The 15,632-nt window shown below is 71.0% G+C and carries 14 protein-coding genes; 8 read left to right on the top strand and 6 right to left on the bottom strand.

Features of this window, described 5'->3' with window-relative positions; all coding sequences use genetic code 11:
- The first annotated feature begins 28 nt into the window (after window positions 1-28).
- Window positions 29-547, top strand: a complete 519-nt coding sequence (locus OOJ98_RS17740) for a hypothetical protein (RefSeq protein ID WP_267055862.1) — start codon at window positions 29-31, stop codon at window positions 545-547.
- Window positions 548-632: 85 nt separating this feature from the next.
- Here OOJ98_RS17740 and OOJ98_RS17735 read toward each other — a convergent pair whose 3' ends face one another.
- The 4 genes from OOJ98_RS17735 to OOJ98_RS17720 all read right to left on the bottom strand — a co-directional run bounded on the left by OOJ98_RS17735 (window position 633) and on the right by OOJ98_RS17720 (window position 4,994).
- On the bottom strand, window positions 633-1,757 hold the full coding sequence (locus OOJ98_RS17735; protein ID WP_267055861.1) for a GuaB3 family IMP dehydrogenase-related protein: 1,125 nt from the start codon (window positions 1,755-1,757) through the stop codon (window positions 633-635).
- 107 nt (window positions 1,758-1,864) lie between these two features.
- Window positions 1,865-3,370 (bottom strand): IMP dehydrogenase, encoded by a 1,506-nt coding sequence (gene guaB / locus OOJ98_RS17730; protein ID WP_267055860.1) that lies wholly within the window; start codon window positions 3,368-3,370, stop codon window positions 1,865-1,867.
- 173 nt (window positions 3,371-3,543) lie between these two features.
- Window positions 3,544-4,128: a sigma-70 family RNA polymerase sigma factor gene (locus OOJ98_RS17725; RefSeq protein ID WP_267055859.1), complete on the bottom strand. Its 585-nt coding sequence runs from the start codon at window positions 4,126-4,128 to the stop codon at window positions 3,544-3,546.
- A gap of 254 nt (window positions 4,129-4,382) precedes the next feature.
- Window positions 4,383-4,994, bottom strand: coding sequence for a response regulator transcription factor (locus OOJ98_RS17720; RefSeq protein ID WP_003948568.1), 612 nt, complete (start codon window positions 4,992-4,994; stop codon window positions 4,383-4,385).
- 427 nt (window positions 4,995-5,421) lie between these two features.
- Here OOJ98_RS17720 and OOJ98_RS17715 point away from each other — a divergent pair, with 427 nt between their 5' ends.
- Window positions 5,422-5,751: a WhiB family transcriptional regulator gene (locus OOJ98_RS17715; protein ID WP_267055858.1), complete on the top strand. Its 330-nt coding sequence runs from the start codon at window positions 5,422-5,424 to the stop codon at window positions 5,749-5,751.
- Between the two features lie 106 nt (window positions 5,752-5,857).
- Here the strand turns inward: OOJ98_RS17715 and OOJ98_RS17710 are convergent, their stop codons facing one another.
- The gene (locus OOJ98_RS17710) at window positions 5,858-6,751 is read right to left on the bottom strand and encodes a LysR family transcriptional regulator (protein ID WP_267055857.1); all 894 of its coding nucleotides are present in this window, start codon (window positions 6,749-6,751) and stop codon (window positions 5,858-5,860) included.
- Window positions 6,752-6,831: 80 nt separating this feature from the next.
- Between OOJ98_RS17710 and OOJ98_RS17705 the strand changes: the two genes are divergently transcribed.
- Both OOJ98_RS17705 and OOJ98_RS17700 read left to right on the top strand, forming a co-directional pair.
- Window positions 6,832-7,500 carry an MOSC domain-containing protein gene (locus OOJ98_RS17705; RefSeq protein WP_267055856.1) on the top strand — a complete coding sequence of 223 codons (669 nt, stop codon included), beginning with the start codon at window positions 6,832-6,834 and terminating at the stop codon, window positions 7,498-7,500.
- Window positions 7,501-7,767: 267 nt separating this feature from the next.
- Entirely contained in the window at window positions 7,768-8,541 is a 774-nt protein-coding gene (locus OOJ98_RS17700) for an SDR family oxidoreductase (RefSeq protein ID WP_267055855.1), read from the top strand.
- A gap of 55 nt (window positions 8,542-8,596) precedes the next feature.
- On the opposite strand, the gene OOJ98_RS17695 is transcribed toward OOJ98_RS17700, so the two are convergent.
- Window positions 8,597-10,459, bottom strand: coding sequence for a DUF2264 domain-containing protein (locus tag OOJ98_RS17695; protein WP_267055854.1), 1,863 nt, complete (start codon window positions 10,457-10,459; stop codon window positions 8,597-8,599).
- A 248-nt stretch (window positions 10,460-10,707) separates the two neighbouring features.
- On the opposite strand from OOJ98_RS17695, the gene OOJ98_RS17690 reads away from it, so the two are divergent.
- From OOJ98_RS17690 to OOJ98_RS17675, 4 genes are all read left to right on the top strand, one after another.
- A complete protein-coding gene (locus tag OOJ98_RS17690) occupies window positions 10,708-11,892 on the top strand; it encodes a substrate-binding domain-containing protein (protein ID WP_267055853.1) in 1,185 nt (394 codons plus the stop codon).
- Window positions 11,893-12,179: 287 nt separating this feature from the next.
- Window positions 12,180-13,508, top strand: coding sequence for an ABC transporter substrate-binding protein (locus OOJ98_RS17685; protein WP_267055852.1), 1,329 nt, complete (start codon window positions 12,180-12,182; stop codon window positions 13,506-13,508).
- A gap of 343 nt (window positions 13,509-13,851) precedes the next feature.
- Complete coding sequence (locus OOJ98_RS17680; RefSeq protein ID WP_267057006.1) at window positions 13,852-14,712, top strand: carbohydrate ABC transporter permease; 861 nt, start codon at window positions 13,852-13,854, stop codon at window positions 14,710-14,712.
- Window positions 14,709-15,581 carry a carbohydrate ABC transporter permease gene (locus OOJ98_RS17675; RefSeq protein ID WP_267055851.1) on the top strand — a complete coding sequence of 291 codons (873 nt, stop codon included), beginning with the start codon at window positions 14,709-14,711 and terminating at the stop codon, window positions 15,579-15,581. Before OOJ98_RS17680 ends, OOJ98_RS17675 begins: the two co-directional genes overlap by 4 nt.
- Window positions 15,582-15,632 lie beyond the last annotated feature (51 nt).

Here is a 15,632-nt window from a genome sequence, read left to right as displayed (position 1 = left end):
CATGTTTGTTTCCAGGGGGAACGCGAAGATGAGCCAGTCCTTTCCGCCACCGCACCAGCCTCAGCAGCCGGGCCCGCTCGACCAGGCCCAGCCGCCGCAGGCCGGCGGTTTCGGTTACCCCATGGCGCCGCCGGCCGCTCCGGTGCGCAACAACTTCGCGCTCGGCCTGATCACCGCGATCGTCGCCGCCGTCGTCACGGCGGGCATCTACGGCGCGATCATCGGCGCCACCAAGCACGAGATCGGCTACGCGGCCGTGGCGGTCGGCTTCATCGTGGGCTTCGCGACCGGCAAGGCGGGCGGCCGCAACCCCGCGCTGCCCGTCCTCGGTGCCGTGCTCTCCCTGGTCGCCGTCTACTTCGGCCAGCTCCTCGGCGAGGCGATCATCGCCGCCAAGGAGCTGCCGGTGACCGTGTCGGAGCTGTTCTTCCAGCACTTCGGCCTCCTGAACGAGGCATGGAAGGCCGACGCCGACCCGATGACCTTCCTCTTCTTCCTGATCGCGGCCGTCGCCGCCTTCTCGGGCGCCAAGAGGGCCTCCGCCTGATCGGAACGCACGCCATACGGAAGGGCCCGGATCGATTGATCGATCCGGGCCCTTCCGTATGTGTGAAACGTCAGCGGTGCAGACGTCAGCGCTTGTGCTGCGCGTCCGCGACCGTGACCTCGACCCGCTGGAACTCCTTGAGCTCGCTGTAGCCGGTCGTCGCCATCGAGCGGCGCAGCGCGCCGAACAGGTTCATCGAACCGTCCGGGGTATGCGAGGGACCGGTGAGGATCTCCTCCGTGGTGCCCACGATGCCCAGGTCGACGAGCTTGCCGCGCGGCACGTCCTCGTGGACGGCCTCCATGCCCCAGTGGTGACCGCGGCCCGGCGCGTCGGTGGCGCGGGCCAGCGGGGAGCCCATCATCACCGCGTCGGCGCCGCAGGCGACGGCCTTCGGGATGTCGCCGGACCAGCCCACGCCGCCGTCCGCGATGACGTGGACGTAACGGCCGCCGGACTCGTCCATGTAGTCGCGGCGGGCCGCGGCGACATCGGCGACGGCGGTGGCCATCGGGACCTGGATGCCCAGGACGTTGCGGGTGGTGTGCGCGGCGCCGCCGCCGAAGCCCACCAGGACGCCGGCCGCACCGGTGCGCATCAGGTGCAGCGCCGCCGTGTACGTGGCGCAGCCGCCGACGATGACCGGAACGTCCAGCTCGTAGATGAACTGCTTCAGGTTGAGCGGCTCGGCCGCGCCCGAGACGTGCTCGGCCGAGACGGTGGTGCCGCGGATGACGAAGATGTCGACCCCCGCGTCCACGACCGCCTTGGAGAACTGGGCGGTGCGCTGCGGGGAGAGCGCGGCGGCGGTGACGACACCGGAGTCGCGCACCTCCTTGATGCGCTGCCCGATCAGCTCTTCCTTGATGGGCGCCGCGTAGATCTCCTGGAGGCGGCGGCTCGCGGTCGCCTCGTCGAGATCGGCGATCTCGTCGAGCAGCGGCTGCGGGTCCTCGTACCGGGTCCACAGACCCTCGAGGTTGAGCACGCCGAGGCCGCCCAGCTCGCCGATGCGGATCGCCGTCTGCGGCGAGACCACGGAGTCCATGGGGGCGGCCAGGAAGGGCAGCTCGAAACGGTAGGCGTCGATCTGCCAGGCGATCGAGACCTCCTTCGGGTCCCGGGTGCGCCGGCTCGGGACGATGGCGATGTCGTCGAACGCGTACGCCCTGCGGCCGCGCTTGCCGCGCCCGATCTCGATCTCAGTCACGTTGTGTGGGCCTTTCCCTCTACGTCTGCATGCTCCAGTATCCCCGACACACGGACGAGGGGCGGCCCCGGGAACTCCGGGACCGCCCCTCGGGCGCTCTGCGGGCGTCAGCGCTTGTTGTAGTTGGGCGCCTCGACCGTCATCTGGATGTCGTGCGGGTGGCTCTCCTTGAGGCCCGCCGAGGTGATCCGGACGAACCTGCCGTTGGCCTGGAGCTCGGGAACGGTACGCCCGCCGACGTAGAACATCGACTGGCGCAGACCGCCGACGAGCTGGTGGACGACGGCGGAGAGCGGGCCGCGGTAGGGCACCTGGCCCTCGATGCCCTCGGGGATCAGCTTGTCGTCGGTGGAGACGGTCTCCTGGAAGTACCGGTCCTTGGAGAACGAACGCTGGTCGCCGCGGGTCTGCATCGCGCCGAGCGAGCCCATGCCGCGGTACGACTTGAACTGCTTGCCGTTGATGAAGAGCAGCTCGCCCGGGGACTCCTCGCAGCCGGCGAGCAGCGAGCCGAGCATCACGGTGTCGGCGCCCGCGACCAGGGCCTTGGCGATGTCGCCGGAGTACTGGAGGCCGCCGTCGCCGATGACCGGGACGCCCGCGGCCTTGGCGGCGAGCGAGGCCTCGTAGATCGCGGTGACCTGCGGGACGCCGATGCCGGCGACGACGCGGGTGGTGCAGATGGAGCCGGGGCCGACGCCGACCTTGATGCCGTCGACGCCCGAGTCGATGAGCGCCTGGGCGCCGTCACGGGTGGCGATGTTGCCGCCGATGAGGTCGACGCCCGAGGAGTTCGACTTGATCTTGGCGACCATGTCGCCGACCAGGCGGGAGTGGCCGTGCGCGGTGTCGACGACGATGAAGTCGACACCCGCGGCGATCAGCGCCTGGGCGCGCTCGTAGGCGTCACCCGCGACACCGACGGCCGCGCCGACGAGCAGCCGGCCGTCCTCGTCCTTCGCCGCGTTGGGGTACTTCTCGGCCTTGACGAAGTCCTTGACGGTGATGAGGCCCTTGAGGATGCCCGCGTCGTCGACGAGCGGCAGCTTCTCGATCTTGTGGCGGCGCAACAGCTCCATGGCGTCGACGCCGGAGATGCCGACCTTGCCGGTGACGAGCGGCATCGGCGTCATGACCTCGCGCACCTGGCGGCTGCGGTCCGACTCGAAGGCCATGTCGCGGTTGGTGACGATGCCGAGCAGCTTGCCCGCCGCGTCGGTCACCGGGACACCGCTGATACGGAACTTGGCGCACAGCTCGTCCGCCTCGCGCAGCGTGGCGTCCGGGTGCACCGTGATCGGGTCGGTGACCATGCCGGACTCGGAGCGCTTCACCAGGTCGACCTGATTGGCCTGGTCCTCGATGGAGAGGTTGCGGTGCAGCACGCCGGCGCCGCCCTGACGGGCCATGGCGATGGCCATGCGCGCCTCGGTGACCTTGTCCATCGCCGCCGAGAGCAGCGGGACGTTCACCTTGACGTTCTTCGAGAGATACGAGGAGGTGTCGATCTGCTCCGGCGCCATGTCGGACGCGCCCGGCAGGAGCAGCACGTCGTCGTATGTCAGCCCGAGCGTCGCGAACTTCTCGGGCACTCCGTCGACGTTTGCAGTCATGACACCTTCCCCAATGGCCTTGATCGGTGCGGATGTCCATGCTAACGGGCTGTGCGGGTGTCTCATTCCACGAGCAAGATCATCACGATTCTTTGTACGTTCGCACGTGGATCCCGGGGGTTGGCGGGCGCACCCCGCGCCCATGGTTCGCCCCCGGCCGGCACCGCCCGCTGCTACTGCTCGGCCAGGGCGCGCAGGCGGCTCAGGGCGCGGTGCTGGGCGACGCGGACGGCGCCGGGCGACATGCCCAGCATCTGCCCGGTCTCCTCGGCGGTGAGGCCCACGGCGACCCGCAGCACCAACAGCTCCCGCTGGTTCTCCGGAAGGTTGGCGAGGAGCTTCTTGGCCCAGGCCGCGTCGCTGCTGAGCAGGGCGCGCTCCTCCGGGCCCAACGAGTCGTCGGGCCGCTCCGGCATCTCGTCGGAGGGCACGGCGGTCGAACCGGGGTGGCGCATCGCGGCGCGCTGGAGGTCGGCGACCTTGTGCGAGGCGATGGCGAAGACGAACGCTTCGAAGGGGCGCCCGGTGTCGCGGTAGCGCGGCAGCGCCATCAGGACGGCCACGCAGACTTCCTGGGCGAGGTCCTCCACGAAGTGGCGAGCATCACCCGGCAGCCGGTTCAGCCGCGTACGGCAGTAGCGCAGCGCGAGCGGGTGGACATGGGCGAGCAGATCGTGCGTGGCCTGCTCGTCGCCGTCGACAGCACGGTGCACGAGGGCACCGATGACCCCTTGCGCCGTAGCCTCGTCGTCGCGCATCGGTCCATGGTGCCCCGGGGGTGTCCCGTCCGTGGCACCGCGTCCGTAGTTGTGCACTGAAGCGTTATGAGCGGGTGCGCCGGAACCCATCCCCTGCACCCCCCTCCCGCTCGACCGACCTGTCCCCGAGGAACTCCACACCTACAAGGATGCGGCATCGCGGCGGAAGCAACACCTACTGCTGCCGTTCGCGGGGCGACCGGGCCCGTCCGCGGGGTGGCGGACGGGGCTCCGACCGGCTGTCGCACCTGCCGTCAGCGCACCAGGCCCCAGCGGAAACCGAGCGCGACGGCGTGCGCGCGGTCCGAGGCGCCGAGCTTCTTGAACAGACGCCGGGCGTGCGTCTTGACCGTGTCCTCCGAGAGGAACAGCTCACGGCCGATCTCGGCGTTGGAGCGGCCGTGGCTCATGCCTTCGAGCACCTGGATCTCCCGCGCGGTGAGCGTGGGCGCCGCGCCCATCTCGGCCGACCGCAGTCTGCGCGGGGCGAGCCGCCAGGTCGGGTCGGCGAGCGCCTGGGTGACGGTCGCGCGCAGTTCGGCGCGCGAGGCGTCCTTGTGCAGGTAGCCGCGGGCACCGGCGGCGACCGCGAGCGCGACCCCGTCGAGGTCCTCGGCGACCGTGAGCATGATGATCCGGGCGCCCGGATCTGCGGACAGCAGCCGACGGACGGTCTCCACGCCGCCCAGACCGGGCATGCGTACGTCCATCAGAATCAGGTCCGAGCGGTCGGCACCCCAGCGGCGGAGGACTTCCTCGCCGTTGGCCGCCGTCGTCACACGCTCGACGCCGGGCACGGTCGCAACCGCGCGGCGGAGCGCCTCGCGGGCAAGCGGGGAGTCGTCGCAGACGAGGACTGATGTCATGGCCGCCCTCCGCAGCTGATGCGCGTCACCTTGAGCCTCCAGGCTGGGTACATGTGTCACCTGAGCGATTGACGCTCTCGGACACCTGCCCGAGCGCTTGTTCTTTCAATCGCCTCCGCACTCTCAACGACGGTCACTCGAAAGAGTTACGGCTTCGGCGGGCACGTTCGGCACTCTACGTGAGGAAGCGTGCACACAGGAGAGTCTGGCGCGCCGTCCGCCCACCTTTTGGCGCTATGCCCCATTTAGCGGCTTTTCTTCCCTTTTGCTGGTGTCTGTGGCTAGATTCCCAATGAGTCATATTTACATCTACTTACACAAGAGATGTACCTTCGTCGGTACGTACGTTTCGGATGAGCCCCCGTGCGCACCCGTCCCGTACCGGCCCGCCCATCCGCGTCAGCACGGTTTCAAGGGGACAAGAGCAATGGCAGATTTCTCCCGCCTTCCCGGACCCAACGCCGATCTGTGGGACTGGCAGCTACTCGCCGCCTGCCGTGGGGTCGACAGCTCGCTCTTCTTCCACCCCGAGGGGGAGCGCGGCGCGGCGCGGAGTGCGCGCGAGAGTTCGGCGAAAGAGGTGTGCATGCGCTGCCCGGTGCGGGCGCAGTGCGCGGCCCACGCCCTCGCGGTGCGCGAGCCCTACGGGGTCTGGGGAGGGCTCACCGAGGACGAGCGCGAAGAACTCATGGGCCGGGCGCGCAACCGCCTGGTGTCGGCCGCCGCACCCATGACGGGCAGCATGGAGGCGCCTTGACGGCGGCGGAGCGGACCGGATCAGAAGAAACGTTCCTGCGCCGTTTGGCCCAGCACCGGCCGCACAGCGACGGCTCCGGGCCGCCGCGTTGTGAGGCACGCGGCGCCTAGTCGCGCGCCGCGGCCTTGGTGAGCTGGTCCAGGGTGGCCGCGACGGCCGGGACCTGGGCGAGGTCGGGCAGCGTGAGCGCGACGATCTCCCGCTCGACGGCGGGCTCGACGGTGACCGTACGCGCGCCCTTGGGCCGTACGGACTCGATGGCCAGCTCCGGCATCACCGCGACGCCCAGCCCGGCGCCCACGAGCCCGATCACCGCCGGGTAGTCGTCGGTCGCGAAGTCGATCCTCGGAGTGAAGCCTGACTCCTCGCAGACCTCCACCAGTTGACGCCGGCAGCGCGGACAGCCCGCGATCCAGGACTCGTCCGCCAGGTCCCTGATCGCGACGGCGCCGGCGTCGGCCAGCGGGTGCCCCTGCGGCACGAGGCCGACCAGCCGGTCGACGAGCAGCGGGCGCACCACCAGGTCGTCCCACTCGGTGGCGTTCGAGCCGTAGCGGAAGGCCAGCGCGATGTCGCAGTCGCCTTCGCGCAGCATCTCCACGGAGCGCGGCGGCTCGGCCTCGACGAGGGAGACCCGGGTGCCCGGGTGGGCGGCGCGCAGCGCGGCGAGCGCGGTCGGTACCAGCGTGGAGGAGCCGCTCGGGAAGGAGACCAGGCGCACCCGGCCGGCCCGCAGCCCCGCGATGGCGGCGACCTCCTCCTCCGCCGCGGTCAGGCCGGCCAGGATGCCGGACGCGTGCCGGACCAGGACCTCGCCGGCCTGGGTCAGGCGCATCTCGCGGCCGGTGCGGATCAGGAGCGGGGTCCCTGCGGAGGATTCGAGCGCCTTCATCTGCTGACTGACGGCGGGCTGGGTGCAGCCCAGCTCGCGGGCGGCCGCCGAGAAGGAGCCGGTGGCGGCGACGGCGCGCAGGACGCGGAGATGACGGGCCTCGATCATTCTTCGAGCATAAGCGAATCTTGGGGACGGCGAGAAAAAATGGAATGCGGCTTTGAGTTCGACTCGGCTAGCGTTCCCCCATGGAGCTTCTCTCTGTGAACGTGGGCCGCGCGAAGGCCGTCGACTACACCGACAACGAGGGCGGCCTCACAGGCGTGGACAAGCGCCCGGTGCACACCGCCGTCCGGGTGTTCGCGCCCGGCCCGCGCGGTGTGGGCGCCAGCGGCGTGGAGGGCGACGACGTCTGCGACCTGCGCTTCCACGGCGGCGACCACCAGGCCGTCTACGCCTATGCCCGTGAGGACCTGGACGCCTGGGAGAAGGAACTCGGCCGCGCCCTGCCCAACGGATCGTTCGGCGAGAACCTCACCATGTACGGCGTCGACGTCAACGACGCCCGGATCGGCGAGCGCTGGCGGATAGGGCGGTCCGCGGTCCTGGAGGTCGCCTCGGGACGCATCCCCTGCCGTACGTTCGCGAGCTGGCTGGACCAGAAGGGATGGGTGCGGCGCTTCACGCAGGCGGCCGTGCCTGGCGCGTACTTCCGGGTGATCGAGCCGGGCGAGATCCAGGCGGGCGACTCGGTCGAGGTGATCGAACGACCGGATCACGAAGTTTCGGTCGCGTTCTGGTTCCGTGCGTTCACGACGGAGCGGACGCTGATGCCGCGCGTCCTCGCGGCGGGCGACGCGCTGGAGCCCGAGGCACACGAGATGGTGCGGACGTATCTGACGAAGCACGGTTCCTAGCGGGGCCCGCGGCGGGCGGCGGTTCGGTGACGTTCAGACCGTTGTGGGCGGTTCGGTGGTGTCCGTGAAGGTTCACGGCGGTTCGGGGCCGCTGAGGCGTCGTCGAACCGGTGAACGCTCGTGAAGAAGTGCCGGAGAGACCGGTGGAGGCCGGTGAAGGGCGACGAAGAACCGCCGTCATTGCGGCAGTTCATGGCGGTCGGCACCGGTTCGGCGGCGGGGCGGGGCCGGTCATCGGGCGCCGGGCGGGGGCATTAACGTGCGCCTATGACGACTGCACTGATTACGGGAGCGACGGCCGGCATCGGTGCCGCGTTCGCGCGGCGCCTCGCGGCCGATGGACACGATCTGGTGCTGGTGGCCCGGGACGGCAAGCGGCTCAGCGAGCAGGCCACCGAGCTGCACGACCGGCACGGCATCGAGGCCGAGGTGCTGAGCGCCGACCTGTCGACGGAGGACGGGATCGCCGCGGTGGAGGCCCGTCTCTCGCTGCCCCGGCGGCCGGTCGACCTCCTGGTCAACAACGCCGGGTTCGGCAACAAGGGCCGCTATCTCGAAGTGTCCATGGCGGACGAGCTGACCATGGTGAAGGTGCACATCGAGGCGGTGCTGCGGCTGACCTCGGCGGCGACCGTCGCCATGCGCGAGCGCGGTCGCGGCGGTGTCGTCAACGTGGCCTCGGTCGCGGCCTTCGTACCGCGCGGCACCTATGGCGCGTCCAAGGCGTGGGTCGTGCAGTTCACCCAGGGCGCGGCCCGTGACCTCGCCGGGTCCGGAGTACGGCTCATGGCGCTGTGCCCCGGGTTCGTGAGGACCGAGTTCCACGAGCGGGCCGGGATGGGCACCGACAACATCCCGGGCTGGATGTGGCTGGACGCCGACAAGCTGGTGGCGGCCGCCCTCACCGACCTCGCGCGCGGCAAGACGCTCTCGATCCCCGACCCGCGCTACAAGGCGCTCATGGGCGCGGTGAAGCTGGCGCCGCGCGGCCTGCTCGGCGGGATCAGCTCGAAGACGGGCCGCAAGTACGGCCCCCAGTAACGGCGTACGGCTCCCAGCAGCGCATGCGGTCCCGTGCACCCATGACCGCGGACCCCTACCCCACCTCCCCCACGTGGACCGTCGGGGAGGTGGGGTCGAGCACCAGGCGCCGGGTGGTACCGCCCCGCCAGCTCACGCGGATGGTGTGGCCGGCGACCACGATGTCGGCGAGGGAGTGGACCGGGGCCAGCTCCGGTTCGGCGGTGAGCGAGGCGAGCGCGACGAACAGGGCCGGTGCCGTTCCGGTCTCGCCGTGCAGCGCCAGCACTTGCGAGTCCGGGCCGAACAGGGTTGATCCAGCGGCCAGTTGGCAGGCCTCCCCCGCATAGCCGTGCACGGGGTGGAGCTGGGCGGTGCGGCCGGGAGCGACGGCCCAGCCGGTCTGCCGGACGGGGGTGCCGGGGGCGGCGCCGGTCACCAGGTGGACGCGGACCTCGGCCCGGCCGTGCGCCAGGGTGACCGAGACGATCCGCACCCCCGGCGGCCCGGGTCGCGGCTCGGAAAGCGATGCGGCCCAGCCCGGTCCGTTGCCCAGCGAGACGGCGGGCCCCCGAGTGGTGGACGCGCCCTGGGAGAGCAGTCCGAAGTGGTTGTCGGGCACACCGTCCGAGGTGGGGCCGGTCCGGGTCGAGTAGGCGAAGCGGGCATAGCAGGGGTCCTCGTCCTTGCCGCCGTCCACATGGTTGTTGGTGCCGTGGTTGTGGAGGCGGACCAGGCCGTCCGCCGCGGTCGACTGGATCAGCAGACCGGGCGGGCCGAGGGTGCGGGTGGCGTCGGCGGTCTCGGCGGGCAGCGGCTCCTCGACCGCCGTCCAGGCCGGGTGCTCGGGCGGAAGCAGCAGCCCGAGATAGCCCTTGGCCGCCCAGTACGGGGAGGCCGGGCCCGAGTAGTTCTGGATCACCGGCGGGTACGGGCCGTGCCAGCCCAGGGTGAGCAGCCCTGCGGCGTCGGTGGCTCCCGCACCGGCCGGCCGGTCGAGGAAGTACTTCAGGGTGCCGGAGGCCAGGCGGCGGGTGGCGCCGGGGGTGAGCGGGGTGTGGCCGGTGAGCGTGCCGAGCCAGGGCGCGGCCGCGGCGGCGAACCGGTAGGTGAGCGAGCGCCCGTACGGCATCGGCGCGCCGTCGGCACCGAACAGGCGGCTGTGGGCGTCGAGTTGCGCGCGCAGCCGGGGACCGTAGCGGGCCAGGAGTTCCTGGTCGCCGGCGAGATGGGCGTGCAGAACGGGATAGAAGTGGAGGGCCCAGGCGTTGTAGTGGTCGAAGGAGCGGTTCGGGCCGTCGCTGTACCAGCCGTCGCCGAGGTACCACTGGTCGATGCGTTCCAGGGCGCGCTCGATGGTGGCCGCGGCCCGGTCGGTCTCGATGCCGGCGTCCTGCAGGAAGCCGGCGACGGTGAGGCCGAACAGCCACCAGTTGTTGTCGACCGGGGACGGCCCGAGGACGGGCAGCAGCCAGTCGACGACGCGCCGGCGTACGCGGTCGTCGAGCGTGTCCCACAGCCAGGGGCGGGTGAGCCGGAGTCCCAGGGCGACGGAGGCCGCCTCGACGACGGCCTGCCGGACATGGGTGGGCGCCGGCCAGGCGTCGGGAGACGCCGTGTCCAACGCGCCGCTCGCAAGCGGATGTCGTGTGCCCGCGGCCAGGCCCTCGGCATACCGCTCCAGATGGCCGTGCGGATCGTCGCCCCTGGCCCCGGCCACCCGGAAGGCGGCAAGGAGCCAGGTGCGGGCATAGCCTTCCAGTCCGTCCGAGCGCGGCCCCGACCAACTGGGCCGCGCACCGGGCAGATTGATCAGGCCCCCGCCGGGCGAGGCGTGGGCCCGTACGGCCAGCAGGAGCCGGTCCGCCGACCGCTCCCAGTGCTCGCGGGTCCAGCCGGTGTAGGGGCTGAGCTCACGGTTCTCGGGCGCGACGAACATGGTGCGGTGCTCCTCGGAGGCGGGGGTGCGGGAGGGCCGGGCTGGATGTGGGGCGGCGGCGTCTGCGTCGTCGGGACCTGCGCGCCAGGTCCACGGTCGGGAGCCTGCGCGAAATATCTGGGAACTTAGAACCCGGTTTGATCGAACGTCAATGGGTCAGACCGAATGATCGAAACTCCTGTCGTTCGATCACGCCGTACTAGGGTCATGGCCCACCGGGGCCACCACACCGCGAAGGGGATGCCGCCGTGCGTGAAAGCGCTGCTGAACGTCATGACCGACTGCTGGAACTGGTGCGCCGGCACGGCACGGCCCGGGTCTCCGATCTCGCGGCCCGGCTGGGCGTCTCACCGGTGACCGTGCGGCGTGACGTGGAGTTCCTGGCCACCGAGGGCCGCCTCGACCGGGCGCACGGCTCCGTCTCCTGGCCGGACGCGGGGAACACCGCCTCGGCGGCCGGCCTGCCCGCGGGAACCCCGCGCCAGGACCGCGGCCCCGGCGCCACCGCCCCCGCCGGCTCGCGCGAGCTCGTCATCGGCATGCTCGCACCCAACGCCACGTACTACTTCGCCGAGGTCATCCGGGGTGCGCACGAGGCGGCGGCGGCCGCCGGGGCCCGGCTCGTCCTGCGGATCTCGGACTACCGGCCGCAGGAGGACGCGGGCCGGGCGGCCGGGCTGCTCGCCGCCGGGGCCGACGGCCTGCTGATCGCGCCGGGTTGGAAGGAGCCGGACGACCCGGTCGAGCACGGCGCCTGGATCGCCGGGCTCCCGGTGCCGACGGTGCTCCTGGAGCGGCGCGGGGTGCCGGGCAGCGAACTCGACGATCTTGACCGGGTCTGCTCCGACCACGGCCACGGCGTGCTCGTCGCGGTGCGCCACCTGCTCGGGCTCGGCCATCCGACACCCCTGCTCGTGGCGCGGTCCGACAGCCCCACCGCGATCGCGGTACGGGCCGGATACCGGCACGCGCTCGACGCGCTGGGCCTCAAGTCGCCGCTCCCCGTGATCGATTCGGTCTCGGCGGAGGCGGATCCGAGCGGGTTCGAGGGGGCGGTGCGGGCGGTGCGTACCGCGGTCGCGGAGGGCAGCGCCACGGCGGCGCTCGTCCACAACGACGTGGATGCCATCCGGCTCGTGCAGCGCCTGGCCGAACTGGGCGTACGGGTCCCGGACGACTTGGCGCTCGTGGCGTACGACGACGAGGTGGCGGCCCTCGCGGACACCCCGCTGACCGCGGTCGCCCCGCCCAAGCACGAGGTCGGACGGTACGCGGCCGAGCTGCTGATCGAGCGGCTGCGCGGCACGGCGGCGCACGGCCCCGGCGGCGAGGCGGCCCCTCGGCGCCATGTCGACCTGCTGCCGAGGCTGCGCGTGCGGGCCTCGTGCGGAGCGCCCTCCGAACCCCTGCGGAGTGCGGCGAGCGCACCGTGAGCCCACACGAGCGGCTCCACGGAAGGCCCCGCGAGCCGACCGCCCCGTGCTCGGGCCCGAGAGATGGTCGAGCGAACCCGGCCCGCCCGTGGGCGAACCCGCCCCGCCACTAGGCGAACCCAGGGCAACCCGCTGGGCCACCCCCTGAGCGTTCAATCTCAGCCCGCGAACATTCACTCACTCTCTGATCTTTTTTCGATCAATCGAACTTTCGCTCTTGACTTCGGTCAGAACTGGGCCAAGGATCGCGGCCATCGCCTCGTCCCCTCACGTTCAGGAGCCGTTCCGTGAGCCGCAGTTGGACCAGATCGACCTCCGCCCTCGTCGGCACCGCCACCGCTCTCGCCGTGCTCACGGCCTGCGGCGGCGGGGACAGCAAGACGAGCGACGCGGGCAAGGGCACCGCCGACAAGCCCGTCACCATCACGTTCTGGGCCTGGCAGAAGGGCACCAAGGACGTGGTGGACGCCTTCAACGCGTCCCACAAGAACATCCACGTGAAGTTCGAGGAGATCCCCTCCGGCAACGCCGGCGGCTACGCGAAGATCTCCAACGCCGTGAAGGCGGGCAACGCGCCCGACCTCGTCACCGTCGAGTACCCGATGCTCCCCGAGTTCGTGAGCCAGGGCTCGTTCCAGGACATCAGCAAGTACGTCACCGACGACGTGAAGAAGCAGTTCCTGCCGCAGGCGATCCAGCAGACGACGCTCGGCGGCAAGAACTGGGCGATCCCCTTCGACGCGGCACCGCAGGCGTACTTCTACCGCAAGGACTTCTTCGAGAAGAACAAGATCGAAGTCCCCAGGACCTGGGCCGAGTTCAAGGAGGCCGCACAGAAGGCCAAGGCCGCCGACCCCAAGGCCCGCATCGGCACGTTCTTCCCCGACGACCCGACCACGTTCGAGGCGATGGCCTGGCAGGCCGGCGCCCAGTGGTTCAAGGCCGACGGCGACACCTGGAAGCTCAACACCGCCGACGCCGCCACCAACAAGGTCGCCGCCTACTGGCAGGGCCTGCTCGACGACAAGCTGGTGCAGAACGCGGTCTCCTTCAGCCCCGAGTGGACGGCGTCGCTCAAGGACGGCTCCACCGTCGGCTATCTCGGCGCCTCGTGGGGCGCGGGCGTGCTCAGCGGAACAGTGCCGGACCAGAGCGGCAAGTGGGCCGTGGCCCCCGTCCCCACCTGGGACGGCAAGCCCGCCAGCGGCATGCTCGGCGGCTCCACCTGGGCGGTGACCAAGGGCAGCACCAAGACCGAGGCCGCCCTCGAATTCGCCCAGTGGATGTCGACCACCGAGGCGGGCATCGACGCACGCATCAAGTCCGGTACGTCGAGCGCCTTCCCGGCCGACATCGCGCTGCGCCCGGCCGCGAAGAAGGCGTTCGACGCGAAGTTCTACACCGGCCAGGACGTGTACCAGCTCTTCGACGCCGCGGGCGGCTCGATCAACGCCAACTGGGGCTGGGGCCCGAGCATGGGCACCACCAACACCACGCTCAAGGATCAGCTCGGCAAGGTCGCCGGCGGTTCCGTCACGATCACCGACGCGATCAAGGCCGCGCACGACGCGACCGTGACCGAGCTGAAGAAGCGCGGGCTGAAGGTCGAGGGCTGACCGGATGAGGACGAAGCGGCGCGCCGGCCCGCCCGGTTCCGGTACGGCCGGCACCCCGGCCGCCCCGGGCCCGGCCGGCGAGCAGGGCGACCGCCCGACCCCGGCGGACGACGACGCAACGACACCCGTACGCACCGGGGCACCCGGCTCCGCGCAGGCCGACACCCCGGCCGCACCGGAGCCGGCCGGCGAGCAAGGCACCCCCGGCCGTCAAGGCGTCCCAGGCGGTCAAGGCGCATCCGGCCGCCCCGGGCTCGGCCCAGCCCGCCGTTCCGCCCGCCCCGCCTCCCGTCTCCGCAAGGGGCCCCGCGGCGCACGCAGCCGCACCAACGCCGCCGCCGGCGTGCTGCTCAGCCCGTTCTTCGTCCTGTTCACCGCCGTGACGGTGGTGCCGATCGGGTACGCGATCTGGCTGAGCCTGTTCACCGAGAAGCAGTCGGGGCTCGGGTTCGGCGGCGCCACGACCGTGTTCAGCGGGCTCGACAACTACACGGCGGCGCTGGGCGACCGTGCCTTCCGCGAGGGCTTCTGGGTGCTCGCCGGCTACTGCGTGGTCTACATCCCGCTGATGGTCGGCGGCGCCCTCGCGCTCGCGCTGCTGCTCGACTCGACGCTGGCCCGCGCCCGCCGTTTCTTCCAGCTCGCCCTGTTCCTGCCGCACGCGGTGCCCGGCATCATCGCCGCGCTGGTCTGGGTCTACCTCTACACCCCGGGCCTCAGCCCGGTCGTGAAGGCGATGAACTCCGGCGGCATCGGCTTCGACTTCTTCTCCTCCGGCGGCACGCTCCCCTCCGTCGTCAACATCGCCCTGTGGGAATGGCTCGGCTACAACATGGTCATCTTCTACGCGGCGCTCCAGGCCATCGACCGCTCCGTCCTGGAGGCGGCCAGGATGGACGGCGCGGGCGAGTGGCGCACCGCGTTCGGCATCAAACTGCCGCTGATCCGGAGCTCGTTGGTGATGGTGGCGCTCTTCACCGTCATCGGCTCGCTCCAGCTCTTCACCGAGCCGCTCATCCTCAACCAGGGCGGCAGCTCCACGGTCACCTCCACCTGGACGCCCAACATGTACGCCTACACCGCCGCGTTCAGCCGTAACGACTACGGGCTCGCCGCCGCCTCCGCCGTGCTCCTCGCGCTCGCCGCGGCCCTGCTCTCCTTCGTCGTCACCCGCCTCACCAACCGGAAGGGGGCCACGGCGTGACCTCCTCCACCGCCACGGGACCCCGGCGGCCGTCGAGCCGCTGGCTGTCCAGGACCGCGGTCAACGGCGCGCTCCTGCTGTCCGTCCTCTACACGCTCTTCCCCCTGGTGTGGCTGGTCACGGCCGCCACCAAGGACACCGGCAGCCTGCTGTCCGGCGAGGCCTTCTCCTTCAAGGGCTTCGACCTGGGCCACAACCTGTCGCAGCTCGCGGCGTACAACGACGGCGTCTACTTCCGCTGGTACCTCAACTCCCTGCTCTACGCGGGCGCGGGCGCGGCCATCTGCGCGCTGGTCTCCGTCGCCGCCGGGTACGCCTTCGACAAGTACGCCTTCCGCGGCAAGGAGAAGCTGTTCGGTGTCGTGCTGCTCGGCGTGCTCGTGCCGACCACGGCGCTCGCCCTGCCCATGTACCTGCTGGCGAGCAAGGTCGGCCTGGTCAACACGTACTGGTCGGTTCTGATACCCGTTCTGGTCAATCCGTTCGGGGTGTATCTGTCCCGCGTGTTCAGCGCGAGCTACATCCCCGGCGAGGCGCTGGAGGCCGCCCGTATCGACGGCGCCGGCGAGCTGCGCACCTTCTGGTCGATCGGTCTGCGCATGGTGATGCCGGGCTTCGTGACCGTCTTCCTCTTCCAGTTCACCGCGATCTGGAACAACTTCTTCCTCCCCCTGGTCATGCTCAGCGACCAGAAGCTCTTCCCGCTGAGCCTCGGTCTGTACGCCTGGAACAGCAACACCCATGCCGAGCCGAGCTACTACCCTCTCGTCGTCACCGGCTCCCTCCTCGCCGTCATCCCCCTGATCGTCGCCTTCGTCTCCCTCCAGCGGCACTGGAAGGCCGGACTCACCGCCGGCAGCCTCAAATGACCGGCCCGGAGACCCCGTTACCCCCCGGCCAGCGCCTCGTGAGGAGCCCGA

This window comes from Streptomyces sp. NBC_00083 (assembly GCF_026343295.1).
Classification (GTDB): Bacteria; Actinomycetota; Actinomycetes; order Streptomycetales; family Streptomycetaceae; genus Streptomyces.
Note: the sequence above shows the minus strand (reverse complement) of the source record. Positions and strands in the feature narration are given on the sequence as shown.